Origin of the sequence: Faecalibacterium sp. I3-3-33 (genome assembly GCF_023347295.1) — a bacterium.
In the GTDB taxonomy this organism is placed as follows: Bacteria; Bacillota; Clostridia; order Oscillospirales; family Ruminococcaceae; genus Faecalibacterium.
In genome coordinates, this window is record NZ_CP094469.1 from 1722626 (window position 1) to 1743284 (window position 20659).

20 protein-coding genes are annotated in these 20659 nt (G+C 58.3%); 3 read left to right on the top strand and 17 right to left on the bottom strand.

Translation table 11 applies throughout. The features are described 5' to 3' along the window. The first annotated feature begins 66 nt into the window (after nucleotides 1–66). Both MTP39_RS08205 and MTP39_RS08210 read left to right on the top strand, forming a co-directional pair. Complete coding sequence (locus MTP39_RS08205) at nucleotides 67–354, top strand: YabP/YqfC family sporulation protein (protein ID WP_249240139.1); 288 nt, start codon at nucleotides 67–69, stop codon at nucleotides 352–354. A gap of 9 nt (nucleotides 355–363) precedes the next feature. After that, nucleotides 364–1500 carry a sporulation protein YqfD gene (locus MTP39_RS08210; RefSeq protein WP_249240140.1) on the top strand — a complete coding sequence of 379 codons (1137 nt, stop codon included), beginning with the start codon at nucleotides 364–366 and terminating at the stop codon, nucleotides 1498–1500. A 223-nt stretch (nucleotides 1501–1723) separates the two neighbouring features. On the opposite strand, the gene hslO is transcribed toward MTP39_RS08210, so the two are convergent. The 12 genes from hslO to MTP39_RS08270 form a co-directional block, all read right to left on the bottom strand. Then, nucleotides 1724–2638 (bottom strand): Hsp33 family molecular chaperone HslO, encoded by a 915-nt coding sequence (gene hslO, locus MTP39_RS08215; RefSeq protein WP_249240141.1) that lies wholly within the window; start codon nucleotides 2636–2638, stop codon nucleotides 1724–1726. Between the two features lie 3 nt (nucleotides 2639–2641). Next, entirely contained in the window at nucleotides 2642–3391 is a 750-nt protein-coding gene (locus MTP39_RS08220; RefSeq protein ID WP_249240143.1) for a class I SAM-dependent DNA methyltransferase, read from the bottom strand. A 4-nt stretch (nucleotides 3392–3395) separates the two neighbouring features. Next, a complete protein-coding gene (yihA, locus tag MTP39_RS08225) occupies nucleotides 3396–3998 on the bottom strand; it encodes a ribosome biogenesis GTP-binding protein YihA/YsxC (RefSeq protein ID WP_249240144.1) in 603 nt (200 codons plus the stop codon). 21 nt (nucleotides 3999–4019) lie between these two features. Then, on the bottom strand, nucleotides 4020–6473 hold the full coding sequence (lon, locus tag MTP39_RS08230; protein ID WP_249240145.1) for an endopeptidase La: 2454 nt from the start codon (nucleotides 6471–6473) through the stop codon (nucleotides 4020–4022). A gap of 140 nt (nucleotides 6474–6613) precedes the next feature. Continuing rightward, on the bottom strand, nucleotides 6614–7159 hold the full coding sequence (locus MTP39_RS08235; RefSeq protein WP_005924012.1) for a Gx transporter family protein: 546 nt from the start codon (nucleotides 7157–7159) through the stop codon (nucleotides 6614–6616). Between the two features lie 15 nt (nucleotides 7160–7174). Next, nucleotides 7175–9070, bottom strand: a complete 1896-nt coding sequence (locus MTP39_RS08240; protein WP_249240146.1) for an ABC-F family ATP-binding cassette domain-containing protein — start codon at nucleotides 9068–9070, stop codon at nucleotides 7175–7177. A gap of 33 nt (nucleotides 9071–9103) precedes the next feature. Then, nucleotides 9104–9844 carry a YjjG family noncanonical pyrimidine nucleotidase gene (locus MTP39_RS08245; RefSeq protein WP_249240147.1) on the bottom strand — a complete coding sequence of 247 codons (741 nt, stop codon included), beginning with the start codon at nucleotides 9842–9844 and terminating at the stop codon, nucleotides 9104–9106. 86 nt (nucleotides 9845–9930) lie between these two features. After that, nucleotides 9931–10152, bottom strand: a complete 222-nt coding sequence (locus tag MTP39_RS08250) for a hypothetical protein (protein WP_249240149.1) — start codon at nucleotides 10150–10152, stop codon at nucleotides 9931–9933. Nucleotides 10153–10208: 56 nt separating this feature from the next. Continuing rightward, on the bottom strand, nucleotides 10209–12119 hold the full coding sequence (locus MTP39_RS08255) for a GDSL-type esterase/lipase family protein (RefSeq protein WP_249240150.1): 1911 nt from the start codon (nucleotides 12117–12119) through the stop codon (nucleotides 10209–10211). 39 nt (nucleotides 12120–12158) lie between these two features. Further along, entirely contained in the window at nucleotides 12159–12833 is a 675-nt protein-coding gene (locus tag MTP39_RS08260) for an HAD hydrolase-like protein (RefSeq protein WP_249240151.1), read from the bottom strand. 231 nt (nucleotides 12834–13064) lie between these two features. Next, nucleotides 13065–13391, bottom strand: a complete 327-nt coding sequence (locus tag MTP39_RS08265) for a hypothetical protein (RefSeq protein WP_249240152.1) — start codon at nucleotides 13389–13391, stop codon at nucleotides 13065–13067. 59 nt (nucleotides 13392–13450) lie between these two features. Next, on the bottom strand, nucleotides 13451–13759 hold the full coding sequence (locus MTP39_RS08270; RefSeq protein WP_005923988.1) for a YerC/YecD family TrpR-related protein: 309 nt from the start codon (nucleotides 13757–13759) through the stop codon (nucleotides 13451–13453). Nucleotides 13760–14461: 702 nt separating this feature from the next. Between MTP39_RS08270 and MTP39_RS08275 the strand changes: the two genes are divergently transcribed. Then, the gene (locus MTP39_RS08275; RefSeq protein WP_249240153.1) at nucleotides 14462–16189 is read left to right on the top strand and encodes a carbon starvation CstA family protein; all 1728 of its coding nucleotides are present in this window, start codon (nucleotides 14462–14464) and stop codon (nucleotides 16187–16189) included. Nucleotides 16190–16271: 82 nt separating this feature from the next. Here the strand turns inward: MTP39_RS08275 and MTP39_RS08280 are convergent, their stop codons facing one another. The 5 genes from MTP39_RS08280 to MTP39_RS08300 all read right to left on the bottom strand — a co-directional run bounded on the left by MTP39_RS08280 (nucleotide 16272) and on the right by MTP39_RS08300 (nucleotide 20633). Further along, nucleotides 16272–16739, bottom strand: coding sequence for a GNAT family N-acetyltransferase (locus MTP39_RS08280; protein ID WP_330221054.1), 468 nt, complete (start codon nucleotides 16737–16739; stop codon nucleotides 16272–16274). Then, complete coding sequence (locus MTP39_RS08285; RefSeq protein WP_249240154.1) at nucleotides 16733–17425, bottom strand: alpha/beta hydrolase; 693 nt, start codon at nucleotides 17423–17425, stop codon at nucleotides 16733–16735. Before MTP39_RS08285 ends, MTP39_RS08280 begins: the two co-directional genes overlap by 7 nt. 441 nt (nucleotides 17426–17866) lie before the next feature. Then, entirely contained in the window at nucleotides 17867–19075 is a 1209-nt protein-coding gene (locus tag MTP39_RS08290) for a sodium ion-translocating decarboxylase subunit beta (protein ID WP_249240155.1), read from the bottom strand. A gap of 15 nt (nucleotides 19076–19090) precedes the next feature. Then, nucleotides 19091–19447 (bottom strand): OadG family transporter subunit, encoded by a 357-nt coding sequence (locus tag MTP39_RS08295; protein ID WP_005923971.1) that lies wholly within the window; start codon nucleotides 19445–19447, stop codon nucleotides 19091–19093. A gap of 160 nt (nucleotides 19448–19607) precedes the next feature. After that, the gene (locus MTP39_RS08300) at nucleotides 19608–20633 is read right to left on the bottom strand and encodes a rod shape-determining protein (RefSeq protein ID WP_015538108.1); all 1026 of its coding nucleotides are present in this window, start codon (nucleotides 20631–20633) and stop codon (nucleotides 19608–19610) included. Nucleotides 20634–20659 lie beyond the last annotated feature (26 nt).

The following is a 20659-nucleotide window of genomic DNA, read 5'->3' on the forward strand; positions in this document are numbered from 1 at the left end:
TCCCCCTCCATATATATGGAAGCATGGGCTGTGCAATGTACAAAGCGCGGGACGGGAGGGACAACGATGGCCAGAGCACATCACGACCGGCGCACCCCGGGCGACTGGCTGCGCGGGCTGTTCCGACAGCCGCCGCCCGGGTTTTACAGCCGCCCTGCCGTATACCTGAGCGGCGACCAGATGGAGATAGAGCATTTTTGCACGGTGTTGTTTTTTGATGAAAACAAGCTGTGCCTGCGGCTGGCAAAGGGGCGGTTCACGGTATACGGCAGCGGACTGCGCATCTGCACCCTGACCGCCGCCCGGCTGACAGTACAGGGGCAGTTTTTGCGCACCGATTTTTCCGATGAATAGGAGGCCGCCATGGAAGCTGCAAGCTTTTGGGCCGGGATACGCTTTACCGCCCGGAACGGCAGCCCCGAGGCGCTTTTGACCGATGCCGCCGGACAAGGGCTGCATTTATATGGCATTTCTTCCCTGCCCGGGGGCTTTTGCGCCCACTGCGCTGCTTGGCAGTACCGGCGGCTGGCCGCACTTGCCCGGCACAGGCGGGTGCGGCTGCGGGTGGAAAAGCGAAAAGGGCTCTATTTTTTGCTCCGTCCGCTGCTGCGGCGCAAGGGGCTGTGGGTAGGGCTGGCCGCTTGGGGGCTGGTGCTGGTCTGGCTGCAAGGGCTGGTGTGGGCGATGGACTATGGCAGCCTGACCACCGGGCAACGGGCGCGGGCGGGTGCAGTGCTGCGCAGCTGCGGCTTGCAGCCCGGCACTGCCGTAACTGAGGAGCTGCTGCGCACCGGAGAGTATGCCCTGCTGGAAAGCGGGGAGTTCTCGTGGGCAAGCCTGAATTTTGAAAAAGGCAGGCTTGCGGTGGAGGCTGCCCCTGCACGCGCACGGCCGGAGATCGCCGCAGGCACCCTGCACGGACTACGGGCAAGGTGCAATGGAACGGTGCTGCGTACAAATCTTACCAGCGGCACCATGCTGGTAGTGCCCGGGCAGACCGTAGAGGCCGGGCAGGGGCTGATCGGTACGGCGCGCAGCGAGCGGGACGGCACACTGATCTTTGCCCCGGCAGCGGGCACGGTGGTGGCACAGCTGGAATGGGCGACAAACCAGAGCGTTCCGCTGGCAGAGACCCTGCCGCAGCTGACCGGCGAAAACAAAACAAATTACCGACTATTTTTTGCGGGTCATTCTGTCGCGCTTTTCCCTTCCGCACCCGATGGGGACGGGCTGTGCCGCACCCGGCATCTGCAATTAGAAGTTTTCGGTCTGCCCCTGCCCTGCGCGGTGGAGGAGACCACCTATTACGGGCAGCAGCAAGAGACGATGTACCGCACCGAGGCGCAGGCGCTTACGCTGGCACGGTTACAGGGGCTGCGGGCGCTGCACGATGCTTTCCCGGATGCTGAGACCTTCGCCCGCCGGGAGGAATGCACCGTGCAGGAGGATACGTTGCATTATAATGCGGTGTATACCGTGGCGGCAGATATCTGCACATAACAAGCGGAAAGATTATTTACAGGTCTGGAAAATCTGCGAATTTTCCAGACCTGACTTTTCACGGAAAGGGTCGAAAAGGAAAGCGGGAGTTATAAAAGCAACTTGCTTTTGAAACGCAGAAACAAAAAGGCGGCTGCACATAACTGCGCAACCGCCTTTTGAAAAGCGAAATTATTTATTTTTATAGTTCGAGAAAATCTGTGGATTTTCCAGAACTATCTTTTCACTGGATGGGCTGAGCGGCTTCAGCGGCCTGTGCTGCCTGTGCATCGTACTCAGTAAGCAGGGCGTTCAGGTCGTACTGATACTTGCTGTGGCAGAAATGGCACACCACCTCACAGGTGGGATCCTCGTCCCGCATCCGCTCAAGTTCGGCACGACCAAGGCTGAGCAGCATCTCCTTGGTGCGCTCGGCACTGCAATCGCACTGGTACTGCACCGTGCGCTCGTCCAGCACGTTGGGGGTAAAGCCCGCCAGCGCCAGCTGCATCATGTCCTCGGGGGTCTTGCCCGCATGGAGCAGCTCGGTGACAGAGGGCATGGCGTTGATGTTCTTTTCCAGCTGGTCGATTTCGGCATCAGTAGCGCCGGGCAGCAGCTGTACCATAAAGCCGCCGGCGCAGAGGATGGACAGGTCCTTGTCCACCAACACGCCCAGTGCCATCACAGTGGGCACCTGCTCGCTGTACGCATAGTAGCTGGTCAGATCCTCGGCGATCTCGCCGGATACCAGCGGCACCTGCCCGACTGTGGGCTCCTTTTGCAGGCGGTTGTCCCGGATGACAGTCAGCACGCCATTTTTACCCACGGCAGTGCCTACGTCCAGATGGCCGTTGGCTTTGGCGGGTAGCTCCACCAGCGGGTTATCAATGCAGCCCTTCACGTTGCCGGTACCGTCGGTGCAGGCGATGAGCACGCCCGCAGGGCCGCCGCCCGCCACACGCAGGGTGATGCGGTCGCGGTCATCCTTGAGCATAGAGCCCATCAGGGTCGCGCCCGTGAGCAGGCGGCCCAGTGCCGCGCTGCAAGTGGCGCTTGTGGTGTGAAGCTTTTCTGCTTTACGGACGATATCGGTGGAATCCACACCGCAGAACACGACACCGCCGTTCTCAGACAGGCCGCGGATCAGGTTTGCCATAGGTTATTCCTCCAGTTGTGTATACTGTTTTGTTGCGCAGAAGAAGTAGCGCTGGCTTTCTTCGGTCAGCGGGCCGAAAGTCTCGCCATCGCAGACGCTTTCCAGCGCAAAGCCGTGCTTTTCCAGCGATGCACGGATGGTGTCCAGATCGTAGGTGTACTCGCAGAATTCCTCGTGGAAATGCTCGCCAGTCTCGTGATAATCAATATCCACCGTGATCTCCACCTTGCGGTCGGCAGCGTTATAGTGGTTGCGCCACACGCAGGAGGCATCCTCTTCCTCAAAGGTGAATGCGTTATCGCCCAGAACCTTCCGGTGCTTATAGGGGGTGTTCATATCAAAGAGGAACACGCCGCCTTTTTCCATAAAAAAGCCTGCGTTGGCAATGGCGGTATCCAGATCCGGGATGTGGTTGAGGGTATCAAAGGTGGATACCGCCGCCCGGATGGTGCCGTAGAGATCCAGCTTGAGCAGGTCCTGCCGGAGCAGCAGCAAGCGGCCGGAAAGCCCCAGTTGCTCGGCCTTATCCCGCACCACGCAGAGCATCTCCTCCGACTGGTCGATGCCGATCATATCGTAGCCTGCCTGCGTCAGCATCAGGGTCAGCTCCCCGGTGCCGCAGCCAAGGTCAGCTACAATGCCGTCATGGATGCCGTGGGCTTCCAGCTTTGCATGGATCTGGCTGTACAGGGCGTCGTAGTCCGCTTCGCCGTTGAATTCATCGTAAAAATAGGCAAATTCATTGTAAGCCATGGCGTTACTCCGCTTCCTCGTTTTCCGCAGCCACTGCGGCGTTGAGCACCGCTTGCAGTTCCGGGATGCCGTAGCCGTTTTCGCCGCTGGTCAGCACCACCTTCTGGCAGCCGTAGGGGCGGCAGATGTTTTCGAAGTCCTCCTGGGTTTTGGCAAGCTGGCTCTTTTTCAGCTTATCCGCCTTGGTCAGCGCCACCACATAGGGGATGCGGTGGTAGTGCAGGTAGCACAGCATCTGCAAATCATCTGCGCTGGGGGCGTGGCGGCAGTCCAGCAGCTGCACCAGCAGGGTGTGGTGGCGAGGTGCCTCGAAATAGCTGTTGATGAGGTCATCCCATCGCTCGCGGTCGGCGTTGCTCACCTTGGCGTAGCCGTAGCCCGGCAGATCCACAAAATAGCAGTCGTCCACAGAATAGAAGTTGATGGTAGCTGTTTTGCCCGGCGTACTGGACACGCGCGCCAGATTTTTGCGGCTGCACAGCTTGTTGATCAGGCTGGATTTGCCCACGTTGGAGCGCCCCGAAAAGCTCAACTCCGGGCGGTCACTTTCGGGCAGCTGACTGGAAATGCCATAGCTGGCAATAAAATCAGCTTTATTGAAGATCATGGCGTGTTCCTTTCTGTTATTTCAGCAGACAGCGCCCGGCTGGTTCTTCTCAGGCGCGGCAGGGATGCGGCTCTCCCCTGCCTTGGACTTTTTGGTGCGGGGACGGCCTGCGGTGCTCTTGGCAGCCTTCGGCTTGAGCAGAGCGGCAGCCAGCACCTGCGAGAGGTTCTGCATGGGCAGGAAGGTCAGGTTCTTCTTAACTTCCTCGTCCACATCGTACAGGTCAGGCTCGTTGTCCTTGGGGATGAGCACGGTCTTCATGCCCTCGCGGTAGGCAGCCATGCTCTTTTCCCGCAGACCGCCGATGGGCAGCACATTGCCGTGCAGGGTGATCTCGCCGGTCATTGCCACATCGCCGCGCACCGGAACGCCGGACAGGCAGGACACCAGTGCCGTGGTCAGGGTGACACCGGCAGAAGGGCCATCCTTGGGCACAGCGCCCTCGGGGGCGTGGATGTGCAGATCGCACTTTTTCAGCCGCTCGGGGTCGATGCCGTATTCCTCGGCGTGGACGCGCACCCAAGTGACTGCCAGCTGCGCGCTCTCCTTCATCACATCGCCCAGAGAGCCGGTAACGGTGATCTTGCCGGTACCGTTGTCCATGACCTGCACCTCGATGGGCAGGGTCTCGCCGCCTACGCTGGTCCATGCCAGACCGTTGGCGATGCCAACGGCGTTAGTGCGGTTGAGGAAGTCCGGCTTGACGATGCGGGGACCCAGCAGTTCCTCCAGCATGGCGGCAGTCACCGCCACGCTTTCCACCTCGCCGGAAGCGATCTTGCGGGCGCACTTGCGCAGCACACTGGTGATGGTGCGCTCCAGATTACGCACACCGGCCTCGCGGGTATAGCCGTCGATGATGCCGTAGAGTGCGCCCTGGTTCATGGTGACCTTGCCGGTCAGACCGCAGGCCTTAAGCTGCTTGGGCAGCAAATGCTTGCGGGCAATATTGTATTTTTCCACGCGGGTATAGCTGGGCAGCTCGATGACGTCCATACGGTCGCGCAGCGGGCCGGGGATGCTGCCCAAGTCGTTCGCGGTGGTGATAAAGAGCACATGGCTCAGATCAAACGGGATATCAATGAAATGATCGTTAAAGGTGCTGTTCTGCTCCGGGTCCAGTGCCTCCAGCAGAGCTGCCGCCGGGTCGCCCCGGAAGTCCCCTGCCAGCTTGTCGATCTCATCCAGCAGCATCAGGGGGTTGGAGGACTTGGCGGTGATCATGGCGCTGATGATCTTGCCGGGCATGGCACCGATGTAGGTGCGGCGATGACCGCGGATCTCGGCTTCGTCCCGCACGCCGCCCAGACTGATGCGCACATACTTGCGGCCAAGGCTTTCTGCGATGGAACGTGCAATACTGGTCTTGCCAACGCCCGGAGGGCCTACCAGACAGATGATCTGTGCCTTCACGTCCGGTGCCAGCTTGCGCACGGCCAGCGTTTCCAGAATGCGATCCTTGACCTTTTTCAGGCCGTAGTGATCCCGGTCTAAGATCTGCTGGGCGCGGTGGATATCCAGATCATCCACGGTCATGGTGTTCCACGGCAGATCCAGACAAGTATCCAGATAGGTACGGATGACCGTGGCTTCCTGATTGCTGCTCTGCATCCGGGACAGGCGGTCTACCTCCTTGAGCAGCTTTTTCTCGCTGTCCTCGGCAAGGTGAAGCTCCCGGATCTTGCGGCGATAGTCATCGGCCTCGGCGTGGGTATCGTCCCCTTCGCCCAGTTCGTCGTTGATGATGTGCAGCTGCTCGTGCAGGTAGTAATCGCGCTGGTTCTTGTCCATGGACTCGTTGACCTTTTCCGCGATCTCCTTTTCGATCTTCATCACCTGACATTCACGGCGCAGCATCTCCACAAGGCGCTGCAAACGGCCGTTGAGGGTGTTCTCGTTCATCACGGCCTGCTTGTCCTCGTAGCGGAACAAGAGGTTTGCCGGCATATACTCGGTGAGGAACATGGGGTCATCGCTGGAAACGATGGTGAACACCACATCCTTGGCAAGGCGCGGGTTCATGCCCAGATACTCGTCAAAACCGGTCTTGAGGGCGCGGAGCAGCGCCTCGGTCTCCACAGCTTCTTCAGGCTTTGCGGCACGCACCGGAGCGGAGCGCACAGCAGACAGCAGAAAATCGCCGGTGGTATCCAGCTCGGTCAGCTTAGCGCGGTACTTGCCCTCCACCAGCACCTTGACCAGCTCGTCCGACACGCGCAGCACCTGCTTGACCTCAGCCACTACGCCGTAGGTGTACAGGTCCTGCTGGGTGGGCTCGCTGGTCTCCATCTCCTTCTGGGCTACCAGAAATACATTGGAGTTATTGGCCATGGCCCACTCCACGGCGGCAATGCTCTTTTCCCGCCCGACTTCAAAATGAACAAGGTTGTTGGGGAACACCACCAGTCCGCGCAGTGCGATGGTAGGCAGATGGAGCTCCTTCCGCTCGACCTTGATAGTAACTTTTTCAGACATATACAAACACCTCCCGACTGCCGCTCAAGTTTCCATGCTGCGGCAGCTCTATCTTTTGGGGTCTTTTTGATAAAAATACAGTTGTTTCCTTATTATACAGATTTCCGGCCAAAATGCAACTGTCCTGCCGGAATGGTCGGTCATTCGGGGCGGTTTTCGTGGGTGTTGAAGCCCATTTTGCCCAGCGCGGGCAGCAGCGCCCGCAGAGTGACCGAGGTGAGCGCGCCCATGACAAGGCCCAGCACCAGCATGACCGGCGCGTAGTACAGCGACAAAGACGAGGAGATGATGACCCCCGCGCCAAGCAGCTGCCCCACGTTATGCGCCAGTGCGCCGCAGACCGACAGGATGAACCATGTGGGCCGCACCGGCAAAAGATAATACAGCACCCACATCACCGCAAGGGACAAAAGCCCGCCGCACAGCGAGAGGAAGCCCGCCGTAAAGCCGGACACCAGAAAGACGAACAGCGCCTTGAGCACATCCAGCACCAGTGCCTGCCGGGGACCCATGAAGAACAACGCGTACATGACCACGATGTTGGCAAGCCCCAGCTTCATGCCCGGCAAAAGCCCCGGGATGACCAGCGTTCCCTCGATGAAGGAAAGCGCCATAGCCAGCGCAAACAGCAGGCCGGACAGGGCGATGTGCCGCGTTTTTTGATAGTTGCGGTGATTTTTAGGCATAGAGGATACGCTCCTTTATTCTTCGGGCTGCTGCGTCTGCTCGTAGGCTTCCTGCTCTTCCATGGCGGCTTCCCATGCGGCAAAAAGCTCCTCCTGATGGAAGCGCAGGTCGCTCAGCTCATCGCTTTTCTGGCGCAGCAGGTCGGGGTCGTTGTACACCTCCGGGGAGTTGATCTCGTTGTCCAGCTCCACCTCGCGTGCACCGCAGGCTTCCATCTCATCCTCGCAGGCCTTGATCTTGGCGCGCAGCTCGGCGCGGCGGCGGCGCTGCTCCTTGCCGTAGCCGGTCTTGGCGGGCTCGGCAGCCTTCTGGGCAGCCTGCACCGGGGCGGCACGTCCCATTAGGGCATCGTAGCTGGGGTAGAGCACGGCCTTGCCGTCCTCAAGATAGAGGATGGGACAGGCCAGACTGTTCATCAGGTGACGGTCGTGGGTGACCAGCAGCAGGGTGCCAGTATAGGCCATCAGCGCTTCGGTCAGGTTTTCGCGGGTATAGATGTCCAAGTGGTTGGTGGGCTCGTCCAAAAACAGCAGATTTGGGCGCTCCAGCACGATCTCTGCAAAACGCAGGCGCGCCAGCTCGCCGCCGGACAATGCTTCGCAGGGCTTGAACACCGTATCGCCCCGGAAGCCCAGCTTAGCAAGGTGGCTGCGCACTTCCAGTTCGGTCATGCGGGGGTACTTGTTCCAAATGACATCAATGACCCTGCCCTGCCCCAGACGGTTCTGCTGCTGGGCAAAGATGCTGGGACGCGCCCCGGTGCCCAGCCGCACCATACCGCCGGAGGGGCGGCGCTTGCCGTCCAGCACCTGCATCAGGGTGGATTTGCCCGCACCGTTGGGGCCGGCAATGATGAGCCGCTGCCCGCGGCAGACCGTATAGGTAAATGGTTCCAGCAGGGTACGCTCCCCGATCTTGATGCTGAGGTTTTTCAGCATCACCAGTTCATTCCACGGTTCTACGTCATATTCAAAGCGGAATTTCAGCTGGTTGGTCTCGTCCTTGGGTGCCTCGGTGATCTCCAGCTTTTCCAGCTGCCTGCGGCGGCTCTGCGCCATTTTGGTAGTCGAGGCGCGCACAAGGTTGCGGTCCACATAGTCCTGCAGCTTTTCAGCCAGTGCCACATCGGCATCGTGCTGCTTCTGGCGCAGGGCATCGGCAGCTTCCTTCTGAGGCAGATAGGCCGAGAAGTTGCCCTTGTAGGTGGTCATGGTCTGGAAGGACACCTCCCAGATCTTTGTACAGACATTATCGAGGAAATAGCGGTCGTGGCTGACCACCAGCACCGCGCCGGAGTAACCCTTGAGATAATTTTCCAGCCATTCCATGGTGGCAAAGTCCAAGTGGTTGGTGGGCTCGTCCAGAATGAGGACATCCGGCTTTTCCAGCAGCAGCTTTGCCAGACGCAGCCGCGTCAGCTCGCCGCCGGAGAGCACCGCAATGTTCTTCTGCCATGTATCCTGCGCAAAGCCCATGCCGGACAGCACCTTTTTGATGTTCACGTCCATGTTGTAGCCGTCGGCGGCGTCCACAATGTTTTGCAGGGCATCGTGCTGTGCCAGCAGGTCGGCGCTATCGGGCTGGGCAGCCATGCGGCGCTCCAAGATCTGCATCTGCGCCATGGCATCCAGCACTGGAGCAAAGGTGGCGCGCATCTCGCCGTAGATATCCAGCGTGGCGTCCAGCTTTGCGTTCTGCTCCAGATAGCCCAGCGTTACCCCGTGGGTCACGCTGAACTCGCCCTCGTAGTCCTGATATTCGCCGGTAAGAATCTTGAGCAGGGTGGTCTTGCCTGCACCGTTTTGTCCAACGATGCCGATGCGGTCCTCCCGCTCGACACTGGCGGTCACATCGTGCAGCACCACCTTTTCGCCAAAAGTCTTACCCAGTTTTTCCAAATGTATCAGCATAGTTTTGATCCGTTATCCGTTCTTTTTCATCTCTCAGCACTGGTGGCGGCGGTTCTTCAGGCCAACATTGGCCAGCTCCTCCTGCTCCATCACCAGCGGATACAGTTCCTCCAGACTGGCGATCTCGTAGGTAGGGATCACCTTGCCGGGGTTCTCGGCGTGGTTGGGGTTGTACCAGCAGGTATCCAGCCCGGCGTTGCTGCCACCCTGAATATCGCTGGACAGGCTGTCGCCCACCATCAGAACGTGCTCCCGGTTCTCCACGCCCAGCGCGCGCAGGGCGGCATCAAAGATGCGGGCATTGGGCTTTTCGCAGCCCATTTTCTCAGAGATGAACACATCCTCCATAAAATCCATCACGCCGCTTTCTGCCAGACGGCGGGTCTGCACCTTCTGGGCACCGTTGCTGACGATGGCCAGCGTTGCCACCTCGGAAAGCTCGCGCAGCACGTCCAGCACCTCGGCACTCATCAGGTCCGGGTGGGTGGACAGCTGCTCCAGATAGCAGCGGTTCATCTCCACGCCGTCACCGGCGGCATCGATGGCCTTTAAAAAGCGGCTGAACCGCTCGCCGAACAGCTTTTCGCGGCGAATTTGGCCTTTTTCCAGCTGCCGCCACAGTTCCTCGTTGATGGTGCGGTAGGTCTGCACGGTCTCGGCGTCCGGCTCGATGCCGTAGTTCACCAGCGTTTCGGCCAGCGCCTTGTTTTCGGCTGCGTCAAAGTTGAGCAGCGTATTGTCCGCATCGAACAGGATGCAATAATATTTTGCCATAGAATCTCACTTTCTTTTCAGCATTTCCCACTTTGGTGTATCAACAGGGAGAAGCCAGCCCCACCCCCGGCAGAGCTGGCTTCTCGTTATTCAGAAACGATTTCATACGCAGACAGGTCTGTTTGTGCCGGGGTGTTGTCCGGGCACAGCGTCTTTCCCTCGCAGGGCGTCAGACCGCATTTCTGCATTTCTTCCTCCAGTGCGCTGTTATCTACGTTTTCCCAGTCGGTGTCGTAGTAATCCACGCTGCCGTCGGTCACGTCATTCTCCCCGGGCAGGGAGGGCGTGCGCATTGCTTCCCAGTACATAAGGGCTCCACCTTCCTCTCCCGCCAGCCTATGCGGCGCAGCGAGGGAATGTGCGCTCAGTTGGCAGCTTCCTTGCTGGCGCTGGCCTCAGTCTTGGAAGAAGCAGGCTTTTCCTCTTTAGAAGAAGCCGGTTTTTCCTCCTTGGAGGAAGCTGCATGCTCCTGCTTAGAGGAAGCAGATGTTTCTTCCTTAGAAGAAGCCGCGTGCTCCTGCTTGGAGGAAGCAGGTTTGTCCGCCTTGGAAGAGGAACTGCTCTGCGAAGAAGAGGCGGGCTTTTCTTCCTTAGAAGAAGCCGCAGAGGAGGCGGGCTTCTCCACCTTGGAGGAGCCGCCGGTGCTTTCGGAAGTTCCGTTCGAGGAGGAAGAAGCGGGCTTTTCTTCCTTGGAAGAGGCCGGTTTATCTTCCTTAGAGGAGGACGTTTCATCCTTGGAAGAAGCAGGCTTATCCTCCTTAGAGGATGCACCGGAACTGCTGGTGCTGCTAGACGAGCTGGACGCTGCACCGCTGACCGCAAGCTCCAGCTTGTTGCTGGTCACGGTGCAATCGTTATAGCTGGCGGTGGCGTACACCCGGAAGGTGCCGCCCACCATAGAGGGGTCTACCTCGCCCTTTACGGTGGTCTTACCGGCAGCCTGTGTTACCTCGCTGCCGTTGACATACCAGCGAATGCTGGAAGCATCCAGATACTTGCCCTTGAGGGTCGCTTTAAAGGTGTAGGCATCCCCCAGCACAGCCTTGCCGCTGCTGCTGATGTGGATAGAGGCTGCCGCAAACACCGCAGTCACATCCACGTTCTGGTCAAAATTGGTATCGGTGCGGGTGCGCTTGGTCACGCCATCGCTCCACTTGACGAACACATAGCCGTCCTCCGGCACTGCGGTCACAGTAACAGTCTGGGCGGCGCTGGTCACCTTGACGGTAAGGGAGTTGCCGCTCTCGTTGCCGCAGGTCAGGGTACCGCCGCCGGTTTTATCCACACGGTAACCGGCCTGATACTCCGTTTTTTCCTCAACGGCCGAGGAGGAAGCCACCTCCGAGCTGCTGGGTGCTTCCACCGCAGAACTGGGGTTCGCGGTATACTCGGCACGGGTGGGGATATTATTGGTATCCGGGCGGCGATCCTCGGTCTCATAGGCGTGGGTGCGCAGATACTTCAGCAGCACCTTCAGGCCTGCGGGCTTGAGGTGGATATCCCCGCTCTGGTAGTAATCCACATTGCCGTAGCCGTTGGCGTCCTTGAGCGCCTCGGCAGAGTTGAGGAACTTGACCCCCAGCTGCTCGCACATGGTCAGCAGCGCCATGTTGAAATCGTCAATACGGGTCTGGTCCATGTTGGGGTAGTTGGAGTGGTTGGACGGGACCGGCGGCACCGTGTTGACGATGATATCAGTATAGGGATAGCTGGCCTGAATGGCCTGTACCAGCGCGGTGTAGTTGCTGATAAAGTCCTCGGTATTCATGCCGTTATCGTTGGTGCCCAGCATGATGACCACCCGGCGGGGCTTCATTTTTGCCACTGCCTGCGCGATGGTGTAGCGGTTATCGTCCCGCTTGAAGGTGACGATGCCTTCGTTCAGGGCGGCACTGGTGCCAATGCCCTCTTTCGCGCAGAACTGCTGCAGCGAGATCAGACCGTTGGCGTACAGACGCACCGTGTTGGAATCGCCGATAAAAAGGGTCTGCTCCTGATAGGCGTCACCAGCATCAGCAGTCCCGGTGAGCAGTGCGCTGGAAGTCTCGTTGATCTGGTAGTGGTCGGAGATATCCTCCTCCCCTTCCGGTGCGGGCGCGGGGGTAATAATGGAAGAATCTCCCGGCTGCTCCGTCGGGTTCTTGCCCCGCTTGAGCATGGCAAGAGTGATACCGATGGTCAGCAGCGCCGCCAGTGCACACACGATGCACACCAGCACTGCCTGCTTCTGCATCGGGGTCAACGCCTGATTCTCCTTTTGGTTATTGCTTCTCATATTCTATCCATTCTCCTTCCGAAGGAATGAAAATTCCTGTCATACCCGGGCTGCCAGCAGCCGGTCGGTAAGGTCGGTGCAGCTTTCGGCCAGCAGCACCGGATGGAAGGGCTCCAGCTCTTCCCGGCTGCCGTAACCGTACAGCACACCGGCAGCATCCAAACCACAGTCGGCAGCGCCCCGCATATCATCGTTGCGGTCGCCCACCATCAGCACCCGCTTGCCCTGCAAGGCGGGCTGGCTGAGCACATAACGCACGACCTCGGTCTTGGTGTCTCGGCTTTCGTCCATAGAGGCGCCGCCGATAAAATCAAAATACTGTGCCAAACCCTGTTCCTCCAAAATGGGAGTGACCACCTTGGTGGGCTTGGATGTAGCGGTGCACAGGAGAAAGCCTGCCTGCTTCAGGCGTTGCAGCATCTGCAGAACACCCGGGAACACGGCACACTCGTGACTGCCCTTCACCGCGTAACTCGTGCGGTAAAGGTCGGTAGCTTTTTCGATCAGCGCCGGGTCGGTGAAGTGCTCACCGAAGCTTTTGCGCAGCGGCGGGCCCAGATACCGGCGCAGATTGATGCCGGATACGTCCACACCCATGGTGCAGAAAACCTCTTGCAATGTATGAATGATACCGGGAGCTGAATCGATCAGCGTCCCGTCCACATCAAATAGGATCGCATCATAATGCAGCAATGTTATATTCCTCGCTTTCATGGTGATACATCCAATAGTATAGCACAGATTTGATACATCAGCAATTCCAACAAAAGATTTTTCTGTCTCTTATGCAGAATTTTCCTAAAAAAGGAGGCTGCCACACCGTATTTTGTGCAGCAGCCTTTCATGCGGCAGAGCGGGGCAGCACAAAGCCGGGCAGCCCGCGGGCTGCCCGGCTTTGCATTTTCACGGATCAAATTGCAGCAGAGACCGTCCCCTGCAAAAGCGTTACTGCGCAGGCGATGGGCAGCTGCTATCCCCCGGGACATAGAGGTTGTTGGAAACGAACTCCAGTTTATCCTTGAGCACCAGTTCAAGGTTTGCGACGGCGTGCACCATGTTGGTGGCGGAGTCGTTCACCTCCAGCAGCTTGCAAAGATCCAGACCGTCCAGATCCATGGCTTTCTGCATCTTCCGGCTTTCGGCGCACAGGATGTGGCTGAGCGCCGTTTCTTGCAGGGCAATGCTTTCCATCAGATCCACAACAGCCTGATCCAAGCTGACCTTGGGCATCTCCGGGCACTGAGAACGGGTGCAGGGTGTATCGATCATCATAGGGCAAAACCTTCCTTTCCGGTCGTGTGCCCTATCCTATGCTGCGGCGGGTGCGGCTGTTACTGCTTTTCTGCCTGTGCGCGCACCTTCTCGATGGTGTCGCGGTAGCCGCCGGAGCCGTACTGGATGCAGCGGTTGATGCGGCTGATGGTGGCGGTGCTGATCTCCACCGCCTTGACGATCTGCTCGTAGGTGGCGCCATCCAGCAGCAGCTTTGCCGCCTGCAAGCGCTGTGCCATATCCGAGATCTCCTTTACGGTGCACAGATCCTCAAAAAAGGCGTAGCACTCTTCCCGGCTCTCCAGACTGAGGATGGCGTCAAACAGTGCATCCGTCGTCTCGTTTCTTCTGGAATTTTTTTCTGCCATTGTTTTTCTCCTTATTATAACAGCGGCGGCAGCGGGCAAAGCGGACAGTTCTGCCGCGCGGAATATTCTGCATGCTATTACTTTAGCACTTCAAAGTGTGAAAGTCAAGAGCTGCGGGTGAATGGTTTTCAATTATAGATGTGTTTAGTTTTATTCTCTTCACACATGAAAGAAAATCACCTAAAAATTATTCCCGGAAAATGGCTTGAATTGGCGCATCCTCTGAACTTGTGACGAAAATATTGACAATTGATGAAAACGGGAATAAAGTAGGACACAATCATTCAGCAAATGCAAGGAACAGGACATGATCTTCTGCATCACCCTCTTTCAGCGAGCCGCTTCTCGGGTGAAAAAGCGGCAGTCAGGAGCAGAAGACCCTCGCCTGCGAGCAGCCTGTGTGAACCGGGTTTTGTGCCCCTTAGTAGCACGGTGCCGTCCAGCCCACGTTATCGGGCAGCATGGTCAGCGTACCATGCGTGGGAGAGTGGCTGTTTTAACACAGCAAGCGAAGTGGTACCGCGGAGTAATGCCCCTGCCCTGGCAGGCGGGAGCAGAAGCCTTCGTCTTCGGAGTGTGACCGGGAAACCGGTCATGTGCTGAGGACGAAGGTTTTTTACGCTCCGGGAAAGTACTTTGCCGGACGGCAGTCTATCGTTCCGAACCTGTTGCAGAGTGAAAAAAGGAAAGAGGTAGAAATCTATGAATACGCTGGTCATCGTATTGATCGCAGCGGTGTGCCTGTTTGGCGCTTATGTGCTTTACGGCCGCTGGCTGGCTAACAAATGGGGCATCGACCCCGCAGCCAAGACCCCGGCAGTCGTCCACGAGGATGGCCGGGACTATGTGCCCACCAACGGCTGGACGGTGTTTGCCCACCAGTTCAGCTCCATTGCCGGTGCAGGCCCTGTTACCGGTGCCATTCAGGCCGCAGCCTTCGGCTGGCTGCCGGTGCTGCTGTGGGTGCTGCTGGGCGGCATCTTCTTCGGCGCTGTTACCGACTTTGGCGCTCTGTATGCTTCCGTTAAGAACGACGGCAAGAGCATGGGCATGCTGATCGAAAAGTACATCGGCAAGACCGGCCGCAAGCTGTTCCTGCTGTTCTGCTGGCTGTTCTGCGGCATCGTCATTGCCGCCTTTGCGGACATGGTTGCCGGCACCTTCAATGCCTTCGGCGCAGACGGCGCAATGGTTGAAGCTGCCAAGACCAACGGCGCTGCCGGTATGGTGTCCATCATGTTCATGGTGTTTGCCGTTGTCTTTGGCCTGCTGCAGAAGAAGTTCAGCTTCTCCGGCTGGAAGGAAAGCGTTATCAGCATTGTGTTCATCGTGCTGTCCTTTGTCGTCGGCGCAAACCTGCCCCTGATCCTGGGTAAGGCCGCTTGGAGCTACATCACCTTTGTGTATATCTTCTTTGCTGCCGTGCTGCCCATGTGGCTGCTCAAGCAGCCCCGTGACCACATGACCACCTTTATGTTTGTGGCCATGATCGTGGGTGCTGTGGTTGGCCTGCTGGTGGCACACCCCGCCATGAACCTGCCTGTGTTCACCGGCTTTACCAACGAAAAGCTGGGCACCATGTTCCCCATCCTGTTCGTCACCGTGGCTTGCGGTGCAGTTTCCGGCTTCCACAGCCTTGTTTCCTCCGGTACTTCCTCCAAGACCGTTGAGAACGAAAAGGATATGCTGAAGGTCGGCTACGGTGCCATGATCCTTGAAAGCCTGCTGGCTGTTCTGGCTCTGTGCGTAGCCGGTGCTGCCGCAGCTGCCGACGGCACCCCTGCCGCTGGCACCCCGTTCCAGATCTTCAGCCGCGGCGTTGCCGGTTTCTTTGAAATGTTCGGCGTGCCCGCTTACGCTGCTACCGTGTTCATGACCATGTGCGTTTCCGCACTGGCTCTGACCAGTCTGGATGCCGTGGCCCGCATTGGCCGCATGAGCTTCCAGGAGCTGTTCAGCGTGGACGACATGGAACACGCTGAGGGCTGGCGCAAGCTCTTCTGCAATGTGTACTTCTCCACCTTCATCACTCTGGTGTTCGGCTTCATCCTGACCAAGATCGGCTACGCCAACATCTGGCCTCTGTTCGGCTCTGCCAACCAGCTGCTGAGCGCACTGGTGCTGGCTACCCTGTGCGTGTTCCTGAAGGTGACCGGCCGCAGCAACAAGATGCTGTTCCCCCCGCTGATCATCATGCTGTGCGTCACCTTTACCGCACTGGTGCAGCGCCTGATCGCTATGGTCAAGGCCATCAGCACCGCCGCTTCTGTTACCATCCCTGCCGGTGAGACCACCTGGGGTGCTGTGTTCATCGCAAACGGCCTGCAGCTGATCCTTGCCGTGCTGCTGATCGTGCTGGGCCTGAACATTGTGTTCCACTCCTTCTCCGCATACAAGAAGGCTGAGCACAACAGCGAAGCAAACGTCTGATCTTAATTCTGCCATTCACAATCCTGTTTTCAATAAACAAAACGCCGCTGACGATGCGCAAAGCCGTCAGCGGCGTTTTGTTTTATTCCGGCAGTTCCATTTCATGTTCCATGGGTACAAAGCCGAACTTTTCATACAGCGGCCTGCCCATTGCGGTCGCTTCCAGCGAGATGGCCGTCACCCCGCGCCGGTGCGCATCCTCCACTAACCGGGTCAGGATGCGGGTCGCAATGCCCTGCCGCCGGTACTGCGGTGCGGTGTACAGATTCATAAGGTAGGCTTTCCGACCGGTGGGGTTATGGACGGTGGGCATGACCTGAAAATAGCTCACGGCGCCGGTGCCTGCCAGCGTTTCACCGTCCCAAAGGAGATACGCCGTGTGGGTGTTCTCGGCAAAGGCCTTCTGGTAATAGGTCCGTGTCTGGCTCTCCACCTCCGGCAGCGGAGTATCTTCCGGCAGCTGATTGGCTGCCCGCAGCACCCGGCAACGCACTGCTACCAGCAATTCCAGCTCTGCCAGCGTGGCTTTCTGTTCGGTAAGGTTCAGCAATTGTGTTCCTCCCAGCTTTGCAGAGCGGCCAGCTGGGTCTCGGTATGGAACCAGTGTTCCCCGCCCTCCAGAATGGTCAGGTGCGCCCCGGTCTGCTGCCGGAACCGCTCCATGGCAGTATGCCCGGTAAGGGGGTCTGTATCGGCATAGAGCACCTGTGTGGGTACCTTCCAGTGCAAGGGGTGTTCCCTTACCCAGCACAGATACGGCCACGAGAGGGTCTCGCCCATGGCGGTGGGGATCTCCCCTGCCGTGCGCAGCTGCTCCTCTGTCACCCCTGCCTGCTGCATCAGGTCAAGGATGAGCTTTTCCATATCCACCAACGGGGACACCAGCAGAGCCTTTTCCGGCGACTGCGACTGCAACGCCTGCATGGCGAACCACGCCCCGATACTGACCCCGTACACACGGATATGCTTCCAAACCGGCTGCATCCGGGTGTAGACTGCCTGCAATTCCCGGGTGACCACCCACGGCACCAGCTTTTCCGGGCTGTTTTTCCGGGTGCCGTGCTCCGGCAGGTCAACAGCCAGCACCTGCCAGCCTGTCGGGCAGGCAGTGCGGGCAAAGCGGGCAGCCTCGGCCGCGCTGCCGTTTTTGCCGTGGACGTAGAGATAGACCTTGCGGCTGCGCTTGCCGTACAGAACAGCCGGGATGCCTGCAACCTCAAGTTTGATTTTTTCCATAACGGCTCCCTCCTGTTTTGGGGCGTTTTGTGCCCTGTTTTCTCTATGATAGCACAAGCAGCAGCCAAACACAAACAGGAAAAAGTTGCTATCATCCTTATTGCAAAACGATTTTGAATGGCCTCCGCTACTGCTCTGGCCATTATTCAAGGAAAGTATATTTTAATATTTGAGGTTCTGAAACGCCTGCGGGCGTTTCAGAACCTCTTTTTCACAGAAGGGGTCGTAACTGGAAACGGCTGCTGTTGCCTCTTACGTCCTCTCCCGTGAAAATGGGATAACGGAGCGTCCGCAGATGCTCCGTTATCCCAAAATAACAAATCATAATTCCGCTGAATATGGCCAGAGCGGCAATGCGGCACCATTTAAAATTGTTCTACACAAAAAGAGCCACCGCACAGACTTGTGCGATGGCTCTTGGGGTAGTGCTTCAGGATGCGATTAGCCGAAGATGTTGATCAGGATACCAGCAGCAACGGCAGAACCGATAACGCCGGCCACGTTGGGACCCATGGCGTGCATCAGCAGGAAGTTGGAGGGGTTCTCGCTCTGGCCGACCTTCTGGGAAACACGAGCGGCCATAGGCACGGCAGAAACGCCGGCAGAACCGATCAGGGGGTTCACCTGACCACCGGTCAGCTTGTACATGACCTTGCCGCACAGCACACCGGCTGCGGTGCCAAAGGAGAAAGCGATCAGACCCAGCACGATGATGAACAGGGTGCGGGTGTTCAGGAAGGTGTTTGCACTGGTGGTGCAGCCAACAGACAGAGCCAGGAAGATGGTGATGATGTTCATCAGCTCATTACCGGCAGTCTTCTGGATACGATCCACAACGCCGCACTCCTTCATCAGGTTGCCCAGCATCAGCATACCGACCAGAACGGCGGCATCCGGCACGATGAGGGAAACAATGATAGCGACCATGATGGGGAAGATGATCTTCTCGGTCTTGGAGACGGTGCGCAGCTGCTTCATGACCACAGAGCGCTCCTTGGAGGTGGTCAATGCCTTCATGATGGGCGGCTGGATAACGGGCACCAGTGCCATGTAGCTGTACGCTGCCACAGCGATGCTGCCCAGCAGCTCAGGTGCCAGACGGGAGGTAACGAAGATAGCGGTGGGGCCGTCAGCACCGCCGATGATGGAGATGGCAGCGGACTGCTTCTGGGTGAAGTCCACCAGACCGGTAGCGGCCAGCAGACGGGCGCCCATGTAAGTACCGAAGATACCGAACTGTGCGGCAGCGCCCAGCAGCAGGCTCTTGGGGTTGGAGATCAGGGGTGCAAAGTCGGTCATGGTGCCGATGCCAAGGAAGATCAGCGGCGGGTAGATGCCCAGCTTAACGCCCATGTAGAGCATATCGGCCAGACCGCCGTTGTTCAGGATCTCGACCCACATGGGGTGCTCCAGACCGTCACCAACGAAGTACTGCATGTGAATGATGCCGCTGCCGGGGAGGTTGGCAAGGATCATGCCAAATGCCATGGGCAGCAGGATCAGGGGTTCAAATTCCTTGACGATGGCGAGGTACAGCAGAAAGCAGCCCACGCAGATCATCACGGCATACAGCCAGCCGCCGGGCTGGCCAAACTGTGCAAAGCCGGAACTTTGGAAAATACCGACCAGAGTATCAATAAACTGTGTCATGCTCTTCCTCCTGTGTTAAAACGGGGCCGTGGTGTCGTTCACGCCGGCCTTGCCCCAGCCATTTTTGCCACGACGCACTGCCTTAAGGGTGTACTTGCCGTTGCCCATTGCATGGATAGCAGCCATAATGGCGGCCACCACGTCACCGGGGATGCCCTCCTCTACCTGAGGAGCGGGCGCAGCCTGCTGTACCGGAGCGGCAGCGGGCTTTGCGGCAGGTGCCTGCGCAGCAGTCTTGGCGGCCTTCTTCTTGGCATTCATCGAGTCGAAGATCTTGCCCTCCAGCGTGATGATAGCCATCAGCAGCACGAGGATCAGGAACACCAGCACGATACCAGTAATGGTAACGACCACATCGAAACCTAAGTCCATGGTTTTTCCTCCTGTTTGTTGGATACTGCAAGCGATACAACATCGTTAGCAGAAAATCAATTTGGGTATAGTATACCGTATTTTGCCATTCATTTCAACAAAAATTAACAAATTTTATTTTTGCTGCTTTGTGATATGACATGGACAAAACGAACAAAGCTTAGCGGCGGCCGATGCGCGGGGTGGCATCCGTAAAGCCGGTTTCCAGCTTATCGCCGATGGAAAGGCTCTGCGCTGTGCCCAGTGCAACGCAGTTTACCGGGTCCGGCGAGACAGTGACCTCCACCTTCAGTTCCTGGCTCAGATATTCGGTCAGGCCGTGCAGCTGGGCACCGCCGCCGGTCAGCATAACGCCGTTGCGGTAGATATCGCCTGCCAGTTCGGGCGGGGTCTTTTCCAGCACCTGATGGGCTGCGGTGCCGATCTGCTCGCTGAGCATCATCACCGGCTCGTACAGATCATCGGTGGAAACGGTCACGCGCACCGGCAGACCGGTAAGCAGGCTGCGGCCCTTGATCTCCATGCTCTCGTGGAAATCGGTCTTTTGGGGACAGCAGGCAACGTGCTTTTTCAGCTCCTCGGCGGTGCGCTGGCCGATGGCAATGCTGTATTTGTTGCGGACGTGCTTGAGGATCTCTTCATCGTAGTGGTTGCCGGCCACGCGCACACTGGTAGCCTTGACCTTGCCGCCAAGGCTCAGCACAGCGATATCCGTGGTGCCGCCGCCGATATCAATGATCATCCGGCCGTCCGGCAGGGTGATGTCGATGCCGGAGCCGAGGGCGGCGGCAATGGGCTCGTCGATCAGGTATACCTGACGGGCACCGGCTGCCACCACAGCCTCCACCACGGCGTCGCTCTCGATGCCGGTAATGGCGGCAGGCACACACACTGCCACCCGGGGCTTGACCATGTGGGAGCTGTACACCTGCTTGACAAAGCGGCAGATCAGCTCCCGGGTCATGGTGTGGTCGCTGATGACGCCATCCTTCAGCGGGAAGATAGCGGAGATGTAGTTGGGCGTGCGTCCCACCATGGCCAGTGCCTTGTCGCCAGCCTCCAGCACGGTGTTCTTGCGGGTATCCATTGCCACGACGCTGGGCTGATTGAGCACCACGCCCTTGCCCTCCTGCGCGATGATGATGGTAGTAGTACCAAGGTCGATGCCGATATCATTCTGTGCCATAATTGCCTGATTCCTTTCTCTGCGTT